Origin of the sequence: Pigmentiphaga soli (assembly GCF_039541095.1) — a bacterium.
Lineage (GTDB): Bacteria > Pseudomonadota > Gammaproteobacteria > Burkholderiales > Burkholderiaceae_B > Pigmentiphaga > Pigmentiphaga soli.
On the sequence record NZ_BAABFO010000003.1, the window covers coordinates 267,320 to 281,458 of the forward strand.

12 protein-coding genes and 1 pseudogene are annotated in these 14,139 nt (G+C 66.2%); 10 read left to right on the top strand and 3 right to left on the bottom strand.

Features of this window, described 5'->3' with window-relative positions; all coding sequences use genetic code 11:
- The 8 genes and pseudogenes from ABD927_RS04895 to ABD927_RS04925 all read left to right on the top strand — a co-directional run bounded on the left by ABD927_RS04895 (nt 1) and on the right by ABD927_RS04925 (nt 9,120).
- Nucleotides 1-1,728, top strand: a complete 1,728-nt coding sequence (locus tag ABD927_RS04895; protein WP_345246899.1) for a GGDEF domain-containing protein — start codon at nt 1-3, stop codon at nt 1,726-1,728.
- Between the two features lie 74 nt (nt 1,729-1,802).
- A pseudogene (locus ABD927_RS24530) lies at nt 1,803-2,372 on the top strand (TAXI family TRAP transporter solute-binding subunit); the annotation flags it as partial.
- Nucleotides 2,373-2,394: 22 nt separating this feature from the next.
- Nucleotides 2,395-3,462 carry an amidohydrolase family protein gene (locus tag ABD927_RS04900; RefSeq protein WP_345246901.1) on the top strand — a complete coding sequence of 356 codons (1,068 nt, stop codon included), beginning with the start codon at nt 2,395-2,397 and terminating at the stop codon, nt 3,460-3,462.
- Nucleotides 3,463-4,009: 547 nt separating this feature from the next.
- Nucleotides 4,010-4,867, top strand: coding sequence for an ABC transporter ATP-binding protein (locus ABD927_RS04905; RefSeq protein ID WP_345246903.1), 858 nt, complete (start codon nt 4,010-4,012; stop codon nt 4,865-4,867).
- Nucleotides 4,868-4,932: 65 nt separating this feature from the next.
- Nucleotides 4,933-5,904 (top strand): ABC transporter substrate-binding protein, encoded by a 972-nt coding sequence (locus tag ABD927_RS04910; protein WP_345246905.1) that lies wholly within the window; start codon nt 4,933-4,935, stop codon nt 5,902-5,904.
- A gap of 49 nt (nt 5,905-5,953) precedes the next feature.
- The gene (locus ABD927_RS04915; protein ID WP_345246907.1) at nt 5,954-7,444 is read left to right on the top strand and encodes a chlorohydrolase family protein; all 1,491 of its coding nucleotides are present in this window, start codon (nt 5,954-5,956) and stop codon (nt 7,442-7,444) included.
- Between the two features lie 15 nt (nt 7,445-7,459).
- Nucleotides 7,460-8,218: an ABC transporter permease gene (locus ABD927_RS04920; RefSeq protein WP_345246909.1), complete on the top strand. Its 759-nt coding sequence runs from the start codon at nt 7,460-7,462 to the stop codon at nt 8,216-8,218.
- Between the two features lie 140 nt (nt 8,219-8,358).
- Nucleotides 8,359-9,120 (top strand): glycosyltransferase, encoded by a 762-nt coding sequence (locus ABD927_RS04925; protein WP_345246911.1) that lies wholly within the window; start codon nt 8,359-8,361, stop codon nt 9,118-9,120.
- Here ABD927_RS04925 and ABD927_RS04930 read toward each other — a convergent pair.
- Both ABD927_RS04930 and ABD927_RS04935 read right to left on the bottom strand, forming a co-directional pair.
- The gene (locus ABD927_RS04930) at nt 9,099-9,893 is read right to left on the bottom strand and encodes a hypothetical protein (protein ID WP_345246913.1); all 795 of its coding nucleotides are present in this window, start codon (nt 9,891-9,893) and stop codon (nt 9,099-9,101) included. The two genes, ABD927_RS04925 and ABD927_RS04930, sit on opposite strands and share 22 nt — an antisense overlap.
- A gap of 89 nt (nt 9,894-9,982) precedes the next feature.
- Entirely contained in the window at nt 9,983-10,762 is a 780-nt protein-coding gene (locus ABD927_RS04935) for a DUF72 domain-containing protein (protein WP_345246915.1), read from the bottom strand.
- Between the two features lie 141 nt (nt 10,763-10,903).
- On the opposite strand from ABD927_RS04935, the gene ABD927_RS04940 reads away from it, so the two are divergent.
- Both ABD927_RS04940 and ABD927_RS04945 read left to right on the top strand, forming a co-directional pair.
- On the top strand, nt 10,904-12,358 hold the full coding sequence (locus ABD927_RS04940; RefSeq protein WP_345246917.1) for an MFS transporter: 1,455 nt from the start codon (nt 10,904-10,906) through the stop codon (nt 12,356-12,358).
- 283 nt (nt 12,359-12,641) lie between these two features.
- Nucleotides 12,642-13,229 carry a TetR/AcrR family transcriptional regulator gene (locus ABD927_RS04945; protein ID WP_345246919.1) on the top strand — a complete coding sequence of 196 codons (588 nt, stop codon included), beginning with the start codon at nt 12,642-12,644 and terminating at the stop codon, nt 13,227-13,229.
- Nucleotides 13,230-13,310: 81 nt separating this feature from the next.
- On the opposite strand, the gene ABD927_RS04950 is transcribed toward ABD927_RS04945, so the two are convergent.
- The gene (locus tag ABD927_RS04950) at nt 13,311-14,087 is read right to left on the bottom strand and encodes an AraC family transcriptional regulator (RefSeq protein WP_345246936.1); all 777 of its coding nucleotides are present in this window, start codon (nt 14,085-14,087) and stop codon (nt 13,311-13,313) included.
- Between the last annotated feature and the right edge of the window lie 52 nt (nt 14,088-14,139).

Consider the following 14,139-nt stretch of genomic DNA (forward strand, 5'->3'; position numbering starts at 1 on the left):
ATGAGCACCGCCAGGAACCAACCGGCGTTTCCCGGCCTCGGCCTGAGCCGCTTCAGCCTGCACCAGCAGTTCGTGGCGGCGCTCTGCATCGTGATGGCCTGTTCCCTCCTGCTCGGGATTGGCCTGATCACCCGCTACCACGAACAGCTCGACACCAGCCGGGACAACCTCGAACGGCTGGCCGCCTTCCGGCTGGTGCTGGACGCCGCCAGCCGGATCTCGGCCGAACGCGGTCCGAGCAATCGCGTCCTCAGCGAAGAAAGGACGGCCGCCGGTGCCTCGCGGCAGTTGCTGCGCGACGCCCGCGCCGCGACCGACGCCGCGCTCGCCCGGGCCGCCGCCAATCCCGCCCTGGCAGACGGCGTCCCGCCGCTGCGCCAGACGCTTGCCCGGGCCAGGCAGAGAGTCGATATGGTCGCCGCCGAACCGATGGCGGCCCGCACCACTGCCGACATCGCCGGCGCGGTGGAAGCCATGTTCGGGGCCTACGACAGCGCCGGGCCGCTCATCCAGCACAGCACCGCCACGCTGCTGAGGACCAGGACGGACCTCGTCGGCCGCGCCATGGCCATGCGCATGCTGGCGGAATTGCGCGACTATGCGGGCCGGCTGGGCTCTCATCTCATCATCCCCATGATCCACGGCGAACCGATGGACGCCGCGCGCCGGACCGCCTACGAAGAGACGCGCGGCCAGGTCATGGAACTGTGGCACCTGGTCTCGCAACTGACCGCAACCACCGCCGACCCGGCCGTCGCCGCCGCGCACCGGGCCGTGATCGCGCGCTTCCTGGGCGAAGGCATGGCGCTCCTGGAGCAGACGCTCGCCGCCGGCGCCGCCGGCCGATACACCACCACCCCGACAATGTTCACGGCGGCATTGGTGCCGACCTTCGCGCCGCTGGAACAGCTGCGCGACGCCTTCGTCGACTCCTCCATGGCATCGCTGCGGGCCGACGCCTCGGCCGCACGCCGGGCGCTGTTCAACGTGGCGACGGCAACGGTGCTGGCGCTGCTGCTCGAACTCTGGCTGCTGCTGGCTACCGAGAAGCTGCTGTTCCGGCCGCTGCTCACGGCCCGTACCCGCATCGTCGATTTTGCCGATGGGCAATTCGGTGCCGCCATCGAACAGCCCCGCGCCGGCGGCGAGATAGCCGAGCTCTACCAGGCGCTGGCCTCGCTGCGCGACAAGCTGATCGAACGCGCCGCGCTGACCGAAGGGTTCCGGCAGCAAGCCCAGACCGACGCCCTGACCGGCGTGCTCAACCGCCGCGCGCTGGATGCGCTGGGCGAAAGACTCGCCGAGGCAGGCGACGGCTCGCGGCGGCTGGGCGCGATCATCCTCGACATCGACCACTTCAAGCGCATCAACGACACCTGGGGCCATGGCGCGGGCGACGAGGTCCTGAAAGAACTGGCGCACAGGCTGCGCGCCTGCCTGCGTCCCGAGGACATCCTGGCCCGCTTCGGCGGCGAGGAATTCGTCGTCATTCCAATCGACGATGGCAGCAATACCTTCGATATCGCCGAGCGCCTGCGCTCGACCCTGGAGGAGACGCCCTTCACGCTGGAGTCGGGGCAGAGCCTGCAGGTCACGGCAAGCTTCGGCGTGGCCACGGCCGATATCCGCCCCGGCATCTGGCCGCATCTGATCGCCGCTGCCGATCACGCCTTGTACCGGGCCAAGGAGGCCGGGCGCAACCGGGTGGAGATGCAAAGCCTGGATTGAGTTGCGGTCCCTGCGCCCTGCGGGCGCTATCGGTTTTGCCGATAGGGATACCGGGATTTGCGGCTTGCCGGGCCATGGGCGCCTCCATACGATCGGATGCCCCGCAACCAGCAATCGAAGGAGCATCCGTGGCCTCCCCCAAGACTGAAGTCATTCTCGGCACCGCAACGCCGGGCGGCGGTTTTCCCTTTTTCGGCGCGGCCGCCGCCGAAACCATCAACGAAACCGATCCCTCGCTGTCGATCGTTCCCCGCAACACCGCCGGCAGCGCCGAAAACATCGTCTCGCTCGAGGCCGGCCGCCTGGACATCGCGCTGGTGGCCGGCGAGCCGGCCTACGAAGCCTACGCGGGCATCGGGCGCCCCAAGAGCACGCTGAAGGTCGTGGCCGCCATCTATTCGAGCCCCGGCATGTTCGCCGTCCGCGGCGACAGCGCCGCGCGTTCGGTGCGCGACCTGATCGGCCACCCCATATCGTGGGGCACGCGGGCATCGGGCATCACGCTGCTCGGCAAATACGTGATGGACGGCCTCGGCCTGGACCGCGACAAGGATTTCGAACCCCGCTATCTGGACCGCGCCGGCGACGGCCCGGCCATGGTGGCGGACGGCCGCGTGGCCGCGCAATGGGGCGCAGGCATCGGCTGGCCCCGGCTTCACCGCCATCATGCAGGCCGGCGGGCGGCTCATCGGCCTGACCGAAGCCGAGGCGCGGCAGGTCTGCGCCAGGCACAACTTCCTCAAGCCCATCGTGGTGCCGGCAGGCGCCTACGCAGGCCAGCCGGAACCGGTGCAGGCCGTGGGGTCCTGGAGCTACATACTGGCCGGGCCGACACTCGGCGAGGATACGGCGCCGATGCCCGGCGCGCCCGCCTGCCCGGCCCCGCAAACGGTGCTCAAGCCGCCGGGCCTGCGGCTCCCGGCCCATGCCTGCGACAGCCACCTGCACATTCTCGGGCCGGCCGGCCGCTTTCCCTACAGCGCGGACCGGGTCTATACCCCACCGGATTGCCTGCTGCCCCATTACCGGGCGCTGCAGCAAAGCCTGGGCCTGTCGCGCTGCGTGCTGGTGCAGCCCAGCGTCTATGGAACGGACAATCGCGTCCTGCTGGAGGCGCTCGCGGAACTGGGCGGCGCCGCGCGCGGCGTGGTCGTGCTGGAAGGCGGCGAACCCGCGAGCCGGCTTGCCGACATGCACGCCCTGGGCGTGCGCGGCGTGCGGGTAAACCTGGTCGACGTGAAACGCCCCACCGCGGCACTGCCCATCGCAGGCCTGCAGCGCCTGGCGGACCGGGTAGCGCCGCTCGGCTGGCACCTGGAGCTGCTGGTCCACGTCGACCAGTACCCGGACCTGGACGAGTCGCTGGGGCGGCTTGACGTACCGCTCGTCTTCGGCCATCTCGGCTACCTGTCGCGCCAGGCGGACCTCCGTCATCCCGGCTTGCGGGCCATGGCGGCCCTGATGAAGGCCGGACGCGCGTGGGCGAAGATGACCGGGCCCTACCGCATCGACGACGGCCCGCTCTATCCCAAGGCGCGCACGATCGCCCGCTGGCTGGCCCGCGAATGCATGGAGCGCATCGTCTGGGGCACCGACTGGCCCCACGTGATGGTCAGGAACGACATGCCGCACGACGCCGACCTGCTCGACGCCGCGGGCCAATGGCTGCCCTCTCAGGAACAGCGGCAGGCATTGTTCGCGGACAACGCTGCCAGGCTGTATGGGTGGCCTTGAAGGCGCCGCCTTGCCGGTAACGCGGAACCGGCGCGCGCTGCCAGCTCAGCGGCCTTTGCCGACGGTCAGCGCCCGGATGCGCTCAGCGTCGCCCGCCTCGGCCGGGTTGTAGACCAGCATGGCCAGATGGGCCGCCCGCGCCTCGGGATTCCGCAAACTGGGCATCGTCCCGCTCCCCAGCGCGGGATGAGTCCCACGATCTAGTGCCGGACCGGCCCAAGCGCCATCGAGACATCACGCGCCCACTATGAGATTTATAAGGCGCGCTTTATCGATACCGCCCCACCCCCTCCCTATACTGTTTTCGACGGCGCCCCAACGTGGCGCGCCGTTCCCCGATTTCAAGCGGATCGAGCGGGGTTGTTTTCGCCTCATCCGCATCTCCCCATCCCCGCACACCAGAGTTACCGGACGCTCGACACGCTGGCACGCTATTCGCATGAACCGTACCGGTCGACGTTGAAGCTGTCGAAGATCTATCTGAAAACCGCCGCGGCGGCCCGTAGGCCGGCGCCGCTTCCCCCAACGGAGGGCAGTAGTGGGCAACATGCTGGTCGGGAAAGGGTTCGGCACGGCGCCAGCCGGCATGGCGCCGGACGCGGCCGGAATCGACGGCGCGGCGGCCGGCGGCACGGGCAAGGTAGAGATATCCAACGTCTCGATCGCCTTCAAAGGACCCGGCAACAAGCTGGTTCCCGCGCTGGCGCCGACCGACCTGATCCTGCGCCCCGGCGAGTTCGCCGCCTTCATCGGCCCTTCGGGCTGCGGCAAGTCGACGCTGATGAACGCCGTGGCCGGCTTCGTCGTCCCCACCACCGGCGGCATCGTGGTCGACGGCGTGGAAATCAGGAAACCCACGCCCGACATCGGCGTCGTGTTCCAGAATTTCGCGCTGTTCCCGTGGTTCACGGCCATCGCCAACGTCGAATTCCCGCTCAAGCGCTTCGGGCTGACGCGCGCGCAGCGGCGCGAACGGGCCTTCGCCGCGCTGGAGGAAGTCGGCCTGGCCAGGCATGCGGAAAAGTATCCTGGCCAGTTGTCCGGCGGCATGAAGCAGCGCGTGGCCATCGCCCGCACGCTGGTGTCGAACCCCGCCCTGATGCTGATGGACGAGCCCTTCGGCGCGCTCGACGCGCAGACCAAGGTGACGATGCACGAACTGCTGCTGCGGCTGTGGGAACGCCGGCGCCAGACCGTGATGTTCGTCACCCACGACGTCAACGAGGCGCTGGTGCTGGCCGACGTGGTCTACGTGATGTCGGCCGCTCCCGGCCGGATCATCGAACGCATCGAGGTCGACAGCCCGCGGCCGCGCTCGGCCGAGCACATCGACGAAGGCTTCGTGCGCAGGCGCGCGGCCATCATGAAGCTGCTGCGCAACGAACCGCACGCAGAAGAAGACTGACGCCGGGCACGCGCGTCCGGCCACCGCTTTCCAGCAACCATCGTCAATCTGCAAAGGGTCGAGCAATGAAACCGTTCAAGATGTACCTGGCCGCGTTGGCCTTCGCGGCAGCCGGCAATTGCGCCGCGGCGCAGCCGGGCAAGATCGTCCTCGGCGCGGCGCCGACCATCCAGTCCCTGGAGGTGATCGTCGCCCTGGAGGAAGGCCTGTTCAAGAAAGCCGGCCTCGATGTCGAGACGGTCCGGTTCGTGGCGGGCCAGCGCGCGCTCGAAGCGCTGTTGGGCGGCCAGCTCGACATCGCGTTCATGGCCGAGTACCCGCCGGTGGTGGCGGCGCTGCGCAAGCAGCAGTTCGGCATCGTCGCCACGGTCTCGAAATACGTGGCCAACCGCTTCGTCAGCCGTTCCGACGTCGGCTTTTCCAGCATCAAGGACCTGGCCGGCAAGCGGATCGGCACCACGCGCGCCACCAATGTCGAGTATTCCGCCGAGCTGGCGCTGGCCAAGGCCGGCGTCAAGGCCGAGATCGTCAACGTGGGCCCCACCGACATCGTGCCGGCGCTGGCCCGCGGCGACATCGACGCCGGCGTGATGTTCCCCGACTATTACCCGCGCGCCAAGCAGGTGCTGGGCGACAAGTACCGCGAACAGGTCATCGCCGACTACACCTCGTACTTCGTGCTGTCGGCCACCAAGTCCATGATCGACAACCGCCCGGAAGACCTGAAGAAATTCCTGAGCGCAATGGTCGAAGCCGACGAGATCATCAAGAAAGACCCGGCCCGCGCCAAGGCGGCGCTGGCCAAGGCCAGCGAAGGCGCGCTCAAGCCGGAGGCGATCGACAAGGCCTGGCCGGAATACGTCTTCGGCCTGGGACTGGACAACGGCCTGCTCGACACCATGGCCTCGGAAGCCAAGTGGATCGAGGCCAAGGGCATCATCCCGGGCGCCAAGGCCGACCGCGCCACCATGCGCAGCTTCATCGCCGAGGCGCCGCTGCGTTCGCTTTCCGCCGAACGGGTCGAGCTCGCCCCCTAGCCGTCCGCACACGCACCGTCAATCGCGACCTTCCGAAGGAATCATCTCCATGCGCACTGCAATCAAGGCCCCGTGGATCGTGGGCTACGCCAACAACGGCCACACCCTCATCCGCGACGGCGTGGTCGTCTACGAAGACGAACGCATCCTCTACGTCGGCCCGCGTTTCGACGGCACGGTCGACCGCACCATCGACGCCGCCGGCAGGCTGGTGGCGCCCGGCTTCATCGACACCCACATCCACTACGGCCACCGCGCCTCGCACCGGCTGATCACCGACACCGGCCGGCCGATGTATTACGGCCAGCCCTTCCTGGAAGTGACCGTGCCCAAGCGCGGCAAGCAGGTCACCGGCGATGCGCGCTGGCTGGCCCACGGCGCCAAGGCGCCCGAGGGCGCCGTGGAGCTCAACGCCGCCTATACGGTGGCGGAACTGATCCGCGGCGGCGTCACCACCTTCGTCGAACTCGGGGCTCAGGTGGCGGTGCAGGATGCGCTGATGGAACAGGTCGAGCGCTTCGGCTCGCGCGCCTACCTGTCGCCGGGCTACGACTGCGGCCATTGGGTCGGCGACGAACAGGGCCGGCTGGAACGCATCAACGACGAGGAGCGCGGCGTGAGCGGCATGAAGGTCGCGCTGGAATGGATCGAGCGCAACGACGGCGCGCTGGACGGCCGCATCCGCGGCATCCTGGTGCCGCGGCGGCTGCAGACCACCAGCCTGGACCTGATGAAGCAGACGGTGGAAATCGCCGACCACACCGGCCTGCCCATCGCCACCCACGCCGCCTTCAGCGTCATCGAATTCCACGAAATCGTGGCGCAGCACATGATGACGCCGATCGAGCTGCTGGACTCCATCGGCATGCTGCGGCCCACGCTGAACATCGGCCACTGCAACTACATCTCCGACAACCCCAACATGAATTATTCGTCGCACCGGGACCTGGAACTGCTCGGCCGCGCCGGCACCTCGATCTCGCACTGCCCGATCAACATCGCGCGGCGCGCCCGCACGCTCGACAACTGGAAAAAGTACAGCGACGCCGGGGTCAACATCACGATCGGCTCCGACACCTACCCGCGCGACATGTTCATGAACATGCGCACCGCCTCGTACATGGGCAAGATCATGAGCCATTCCTACTTCTCGGCCACCGCCGGCGAAGTGTTCGCCGCCGCCACGCTGGGCGGCGCGAAGTCGCTGGGCCGCGACGACATCGGCCGCCTGGAGCCGGGCGCGCTGGCCGACATCATCACCATCGACCTTACCGGCCGCGACACGCTGCGCTACGGCCCGGTGCGCGACCCGGTCAAGAGCGTGATCGAGTGCGGCGTCGGCGACGACGTCGACATGGTCATCGTCAACGGCAAGACGATCATGGAAAACCGCCAGATCCCCGGCATCGACCTCGACGCCCTGCGCGCCCGGGCGCAGGCCTCCGGCGAAAAAGTGTGGTCGTCGCTGCCCCAGTGGGACCCGCTCGGCCGCACCGACGAGCAAGCCTGCCCGTTCTGCTACCCGCTGGCCGGCAAATAGAAGCCGGGGGCCGCCATGCGAAGCAACGCGCTACGGATCAAGGACGTCGCCATCTCGCTGTTCGCCGTGCTGGCGGTCTGGCAGCTGATATGCCTGGCGAACCTGGTCAACCCGGCCCTTATCCCGTCGCCGGCCGGCGTCTGGCGCGCCGCCGTCGACATGTACCAGAAAGGCATCCTGCTGAAAGACCTGGCGGTGTCGCTCAAACGCGCCGCCATCGGCTTCACGGTGGGCGCCAGCCTGGGCATCGGCTTCGGCCTGCTGACCTCCCGCACGCGCTTCTTCGCGGTGGCGCTGAGCCCGCTGTTCACGCTGCTGCGGCCGATTCCGGCCATCGCCCTGGTGCCGATCGCCATCGTCTGGTTCGGCATCGGCGAGGAATCTAAGTATTTCGTGATCTCGTACACCGTGTTCCTGGCGGTGTGGCTCAACACCCATCACGGCATGAGCCACACGCCCAGCATCTACATCCGCGCCGCCCAGTCGCTGGGCGCGTCGCGTGCGGTGGAATTCCTGCAGGTGGTGGTCCCGGCCTCGGCGCCCTACATCTTCGCGGGGCTGCGGCTGGGCGCTGCGCTCGCCTTCCTCAGCCTGGTGGCCGCGGAACTGACCGGAGCGTCTTCCGGCATCGGCTACCGGCTGGACGAAGCCCGGCAATACATCCTGGTCGACCGCATGTTCGTCGGGCTGATCGAGCTCGGCATTCTCGGCGCCATGCTCGATACCATATTCGTCGCCATCGGCCGGCGGCTGGTGCACTGGGAGCAGGCCTGAGTGAGTCGATAATTACTTCGTACCGATATGCGCGAAACGAAAGCGTAACATTGCGCAGCAAGTCTTACCCCGGGTGGCACGAAGAAAAGGCGTTCGGGGTTAAGCTAGTTTCCAGGTAAAGCCAGCCGCCCTGGAAAGCCATGACTGAAACTGCTCGCATTTATATCGGCTTCGACCGCAAGGAAATTGCGGCCTACCATGTCTTGTGCCAAAGCATTCTGGAAAAAAGCTCCATCCCGGTTTCCTTCACCCCCATCGCGCTGAATAACATCCAGAACATCTTCACCCGCCCGAGAAACGCGCTGCAATCGACCGAATTCTCGTTCTCCCGCTTTCTGGTGCCCTACCTGAGCGGTTTCGAAGGCTGGTCCCTGTACCTCGATTGCGACATGCTGGTGCGCACCGACATCGCCAGGCTCTGGGCCTTGAGGGACGACCGCTTCGCCGCGATGTGCGTAAAACACAATTATCGTCCCAAAACCGAAACCAAGTTCCTCAAGCAGGTACAAACCAGGTACGAGAAAAAGAACTGGTCGAGCGTCATCCTGTTCAATAACCCGAAATGCCGCAAGCTCGATCCAGACTATGTGAATACCGCGACCGGGCTGGAACTGCACCAGTTCAAGTGGCTGGAATCCGACAAGCTGATCGGCGAACTGCCCGCCACCTGGAATTGGCTCGTCAATGAATATGACTACCAGCCGGACGCCGATCTGGTCCATTTCACCGACGGCGGCCCCTATTTCGACGAATACAAGAACGACGATTACGCGGAGGAATGGTTCGCCACCCGCGATCGCGTCTGCACCCCCTACTGCGAGCCGGCCCCCGCGCCGGCCATGCTCGGCGCGCCGCCCCCGGGGCGGACGCGCCTTGGCCGTCAGGGCCGGTCCGCTGCCTGAACGCCGGCCCCCGGCCCCGCCACGGCAGCGGCCCGGCGGGCGTTCGCCAGTTCTTCGGTCCAGGCCGGAATGCCGGTTGCGGCGGCCACGGCGGGGTCGGCGGTAAAGATCGGCCGGCCGGCCGCAAGCAGGCGCTGCAAAATGATCGTGTCCATTTGCACGTGCAGCCGCCCCTCCCCGGCATTGTTATATACGTGCCCCGACGAATTGGGGTCGATGCCGGTGATGATGACGGCCGGGGCGCCGTGATAAAGGGCGAACAGCACCGCGTTCACGCCATTGGAGCACTTCGACTCCGCATCGAGCTCCAGCGAACGCATGCCGGTCATCCTGTCGAGCAGCGCCATTCGTTCGTAGCGGTCCACGATGTAGAGATAGTCGTACCCGTAATTGAACCCGGCCAGCAGCCGCTCCAGCCGCGCACGGTCTTTTTTGCGCCACAGCAGCAGGAAAAGCGCTTTGGTCCGCCGGCCGGACAGGACCCGCCTGACTTCCCGCGCGTTATACGTGGTCCCCTCGACCTGATGGAACATCAGCATCGTGATGTCGGGCACCTCCACCCCCCATTGCGAGGCCACCCATTGAGAGCCGTTTATGGTGATGACGGAAAAACCGTCGTCGAAACCCGCGGGACGGTTGGACACCGGCGCCGAGCCGACCACGACGACCGGGCCGGTAAAACTGCAAGGCGACGGCGGCGGAGACGGGCGTGTCAATCGATACTTGATCGACCGATAGATGCGCTTCTTGATATCCCAAAATGATTTTTCCATCCCTGGCATCGACCTATGTTGAGAACTGCTGGCACCATCGCCATCCGAAGCATAGCGCGGTGGCGCGACGGACGACCCGGCTTGCTGCATCATCCGTCCCGGCGAGCCGCTTTTTCCAGCTTTTCCATCAACGCCAGAGCGTTGGGAACCGCCTCGCCGCGCGCCGTATTGTCGAAAATGCACCAGACCCTGGTGTTCGCGTTCCGTGCGTCGATGATCCGCGCGGCCACCGCTTCGATGAACGGCTCGTCGTACGCCGAATAATAGATTTCCGGCGAACCATGCAGGCGGATGTACATCGTGCCCGGATCCCCCACCGGCTCGACGCCGGCGACCGGTGGAGGGTCCGCGCGCACGCAGGCGACGCCCGCATCTTTCATCGTTTCCGCACCCTCTTCGGTAAACCATGTCGCGTGGCGCGGTTCGCAGACGACGGGCACGGCCGTGAAACCGCTTAGCAGGGAAAAAAACTGTCGCGCCGTGGGCCGATCCAGCGCCAGGCTGGGCGGCAGCTGCAGCAACAGACAGCCCAGTTTTTCGCCCAACGGCGCGACCTCCCGCATGAAATCGCCGACGGCCGTGTCCGCATCGCGCAACCTGAGTTCGTGCGAGATCCTTTTCGGAATCTTGACGGAGAACCGGAATGCGTCGGGCACGCTCGCCGCCCACCGGGCGTAGGTTTTCGGCTGGTGCGGACGATAGAACGACGAGTTGATTTCCACCGCCGGGAAAACCTGCGCATATCGCTCAAGATGGCTGCCCTGCGTGGGAAACCGCGCCGCCACTTTGGCCGACAGGCTCCATCCGGCACATCCGATATGTATCGGGAATGCAGCGGAGGAATGCTCGCGATGCGTCGCCTGAATCATAGATGTCTATGCAACAAAATGGTGAGCCGATGCTGCCTCGTAAGGCCCCAGCCCGGTTAAGATTGACGCAGCAATTCCCGGGCCCCCTCTCGCCCGCGGCCCCTCCCCCCCGCGCCGTTCCGGCGAGACATCGATTGACAAATGACCCAGCAGCCCGTAGCAAATGCACAGGATCCCGCGAATGAACAGCCGGCGCGCCGGTGGCGCGCCATTCCCCTCGTCGTCGCCTGTCCGCTGTTTCTGCAGAATCTCGACACCTCCATCATGGCAACGGCGCTGCCGGCCATCGGCCGCTCGCTGCACGTCGATGTCCTGCGCCTGAATCTTGCCATCACCGCATATCTGCTGTCCCTGGCGATCGCGCTGCCGGCCTGCGGATGGCTGGCCGACCGCCTGGGCCCGCGCAGGCTGTTCTGCGGCGCCGTGCTGCTGTTCTCGCTGACCTCGGCGCTGTGCAGCCTGGCCAGCCAGCTCAATCAACTGGTGCTGTTCAGGCTGCTGCAAGGCATCGGCGGCGCGATGATGGTGCCGGTCGGCCGCCTGATCCTGCTGCGCAGCATCCCCCAGGCCGCCATGCTGAGCGCCATGGTCTGGTTCACCCTTCCCGGCGGGGTCGGCCGCATGGCCGGCCCCCTGTTCGGCGGCATGATCGTGACGGTGGCATCCTGGCGCTGGATCTTCTTTATCAACGTCCCGATCGGCCTGGCGGCGGTGGCGCTTGCGATGATGCTGATCCCGCCCGACCGCCCCAAAAGCGAGGCCGAACCGCCGCCGCGATTCGATATCATCGGTTTCGTGCTGCTGGCCAGCGGGCTCGTCGGCATCATGGGATCGGTGGAACTGGCCGGCAAGAACGTGCTGCCGGTTGCGTTCAATGTCGCGCTGGGCCTGCTGGGCGTGCTGGCGCTCGTCCTGTACCTCCGGCACAGCCGCCTGGCCGCCGAGCCCTTGATCGATCTCTCGATCCTGCGGTTTCCGAGCTATCGCGCCATCGTGATGGGGGCCATGCCCATCCAGATCGCGTTGGGCGCGGCGCCCTTCCTGCTGCCGCTCATGTTCCAGATCGGCTTCGGCCGCACGCCGATGCAATCGGGCCTGCTCACGGTCGCCATCTCGGTCGGCGCGCTGAGTTCGCGCACCGTGGTCAGGCGCGCCATCCAGTGGTTCGGCTTCCGGCGCGTGCTGGTCACGTCGGCGTCCCTGACGGCCCTTTGCTACGCGGCCTACGGACTGTTCACCCCCGAAACGCCGGAAGCCGTCATGTTTGCCGTGATGGCGGTCGGCGGCCTGACGACCGCGATGGCGATGATCTCGGTCAATACGCTGGGGTATACCGACATTCCCCAGAATCGCCTCAGCCACGCCACCACCGGGACGATGCTGACGCAGCAGGTCGCCTTGAGCATAGGCGTCGTGCTGGGCGCCTCCGTGCTGACGGTGACGGCCTGGCTGCGCGGCCGGCCGGAGGGCGCCTACCACGCCAACGACTTCTGGCCGGCATTCGTGATCGTGGGGATCGTGACGCTGCTGGCCGTTCTGGCATTCCGGCGCCTGCGGGGGGACGAGGGCAGTTCGCTCAGAGGAAGGAAGGCGTAAAGCCTGATACCGCGAATGCCCGGATCCGAGCGCAAGCGGCACGCAGCCAGCGGCAGGCGCGGCCGCCGATCCGCCCGACGACTACGCCGCCCGCGGCCTTTACCCGGCTACCGGCAACGTGTCCTCTTTCGGGATGAAACTGCTGTGCTGCGGAAAGCCCCATGTCGTGTTGACAGGACGCCGACCAACTAGTAGATTGGTAACACTGCGAACGCAATGAACACACTCCGGGCAACCGTGCACCCATGTTCCGCAGGCGCACTCAACGAATAAGTGAATTCCAATGAGCGTGGAACTTTCCCCCAGGGCAACCGAAATCGCCGAACACACCAGGCTATTGCTGGCCGCCGGCGGATACAACGGCTTCAGCTATGCAGACCTGTCCGATCGGGTGCATATCGGCAAGGCCAGCATCCATCATCATTTTCCGAGCAAGGCGGATCTGGTCCAGACCGTGGTCGCGCGACACCGCGAGCAGGCCCGGCAAGGCATGGCCGCTCTCGATCGGCAACTGAGCGCTCCCCTGGCGCGGCTCACCGCCTACGTCGATTACTGGTCGGAGTGCATCCTCGACGGCACGTCTTCCATGTGCATTTGCGCCATGCTCGCTGCCGAATTGCCCATGGTCCCGCAAGAAATCGCCAACGAAGTGCGCGGCTATTTCGAGGAACTGACCGCCTGGCTGGCGACGATCCTGGAGGAAGGCGCGGCGCAGCGGCAATTCCATCTGCGCGACAGCGCCTTCGTCGAAGCACAGGCTTTCATGTCAACGGTGCACGGCGCGATGCTGACTGCGCGGGCCTTCAACAACCCGGAAGCGTTCCAGTCGATCTCGAGAGCGGCGATCAACCGGCTGACCGCGTCGACCTGATCCGTTTGCGATAAGGGCGGAAAGCCGTTCTATTTTTTTGATCCATCTACCAACCAACTAGTTGGTTGTTATTTAGAGGAGTCATCGTAACATGCCACATCCCATCTCCGCCCTGGGGGCCGGGCATACCGTCATCAGCGTGATCCCGGTCATCGCGGGTATGGATTTCACGTATTGCATGGGCGAGGTGCGCGTAATGGCCTTGAAGTGACTGTGGAAGGTTGGCACGCTCATGCCCGCTTCACGGGCCAGTTGCGACAGATTGAGCGGCTGCGCATAAGTGCCGTGGATGCGGCGTAGCGCCCTCCCGATCTTCCCGAATTGCCCCTGCATCGCCAAGGCCGCGCGCATCGCATTGCCCTGCGCGCCCGTAAGCACTCGAAAATACAGCTCCCGTACCAGCCCCGGGCCGAGGATCGCAGCGTCGAGCGGCCGGTTCATTGCTTCGAGAAAGCGAAGCACGGACATCCGCAGCGCGGCGTCCATCGGACTGGACATCATGCTCTGCGGCACGTCTGCCCGCGCCGGCGCGTGATGCTGGTCGATCTGGATCATCAATTCGGCGGCGACCTGGAAGTCCAGGTGCATATAGATGGCCAGCAGCGGATGCTCTGGCGTCGCGTCGGTTTCCATCGTGAACGGGACTGGCACCGCGACCGCCAGATAGTGCTGCTCGTCGTACAGGTAAACCTGGCTGCCGAAATAACCCCGTTTTCGCCCCTGGCAAACAATCACGATGCCGGGGTCGTACAGGACGGGCGTGCGAGACAAGGGGCGGTCCGAACGCAGTATGCGCACGTCGGGCAATGCCGTCAGGTTGTATCCCTCGTGAGGCGCCAGCGCCTGCAGCAAGGCCAGGCGATACCTGCGCGGTGAGGCGACGCCTCCCAGCTACGGCCCGAGGGCTGCG

Coding starts and splice junctions, on each gene's coding strand:
- ABD927_RS04895 (WP_345246899.1), top strand. CDS start 1: ATGAGCACCGCCAGGAACCAACCGGCGTTTCCCGGCCTCGGCCTGAGC.
- ABD927_RS04900 (WP_345246901.1), top strand. CDS start 2,395: ATGCAGGCCGGCGGGCGGCTCATCGGCCTGACCGAAGCCGAGGCGCGG.
- ABD927_RS04905 (WP_345246903.1), top strand. CDS start 4,010: ATGCTGGTCGGGAAAGGGTTCGGCACGGCGCCAGCCGGCATGGCGCCG.
- ABD927_RS04910 (WP_345246905.1), top strand. CDS start 4,933: ATGAAACCGTTCAAGATGTACCTGGCCGCGTTGGCCTTCGCGGCAGCC.
- ABD927_RS04915 (WP_345246907.1), top strand. CDS start 5,954: ATGCGCACTGCAATCAAGGCCCCGTGGATCGTGGGCTACGCCAACAAC.
- ABD927_RS04920 (WP_345246909.1), top strand. CDS start 7,460: ATGCGAAGCAACGCGCTACGGATCAAGGACGTCGCCATCTCGCTGTTC.
- ABD927_RS04925 (WP_345246911.1), top strand. CDS start 8,359: ATGACTGAAACTGCTCGCATTTATATCGGCTTCGACCGCAAGGAAATT.
- ABD927_RS04930 (WP_345246913.1), bottom strand. CDS start 9,893: ATGGAAAAATCATTTTGGGATATCAAGAAGCGCATCTATCGGTCGATC.
- ABD927_RS04935 (WP_345246915.1), bottom strand. CDS start 10,762: ATGATTCAGGCGACGCATCGCGAGCATTCCTCCGCTGCATTCCCGATA.
- ABD927_RS04940 (WP_345246917.1), top strand. CDS start 10,904: ATGACCCAGCAGCCCGTAGCAAATGCACAGGATCCCGCGAATGAACAG.
- ABD927_RS04945 (WP_345246919.1), top strand. CDS start 12,642: ATGAGCGTGGAACTTTCCCCCAGGGCAACCGAAATCGCCGAACACACC.